Source organism: Cupriavidus sp. 01T418 (assembly GCF_056398885.1).
In genome coordinates this window covers 1-652 of the sequence record NZ_JBFTQG010000148.1, presented here as the reverse complement: position 1 = coordinate 652, position 652 = coordinate 1, and the positions used below count along the sequence as shown (strand labels likewise).

The following is a 652-nucleotide window of genomic DNA, read 5'->3' as shown; positions in this document are numbered from 1 at the left end:
ATATCCCGTTTGGCAATCGCATCGAACTGTTCATCGGCTGCTTCGTCGGCGCCATCACCTTCTCCGGTTCGGTGATCGCCTTCGGCAAGCTGTCGGGCAAGTACAAGTTCCGCCTGTTCCAGGGCGCGCCGGTGTCCTTCGCGGGGCAGCATATGCTCAACCTGCTGCTGGCAGTGGCGATGGTCGGCTTCGGGGTGGTCTTCTGCCTGTCGCAGGCCTGGATGCCCTTCCTGCTGATGCTGGCGATCGCCTTCGTGCTGGGTGTGCTGATCATCATCCCGATCGGTGGCGCGGACATGCCGGTGGTGGTGTCGATGCTGAACTCGTACTCGGGCTGGGCGGCGGCGGGCATTGGCTTTTCGCTCAACAACCCAATGCTGATCATCGCCGGCTCGCTGGTGGGATCGAGCGGTGCCATCCTCTCGTACATCATGTGCCGCGCGATGAACCGCTCGTTCTTCAACGTGCTGCTGGGTGGCTTTGGCGGCGCGCCCGTGGCGGCCGCTGCCGGCGGCCAGGCGCAGCGCAACGTGAAGTCCGGCTCGGCCGACGACGCGGCCTTCCTGATGGGCAATGCCGAGACCGTGATCATCGTGCCGGGCTATGGCCTGGCGGTGGCGCGCGCGCAGCATGCGCTCTGCGCTCAAGGAAC

Annotated in this window: 1 protein-coding gene; it reads left to right on the top strand. The window is 65.2% G+C overall.

Features of this window, described 5'->3' with window-relative positions:
- Positions 1-652: NAD(P)(+) transhydrogenase (Re/Si-specific) subunit beta (locus tag AC1DQ3_RS36640; protein ID WP_477124967.1), on the top strand; the 652-nt coding region annotated here is incomplete at both ends.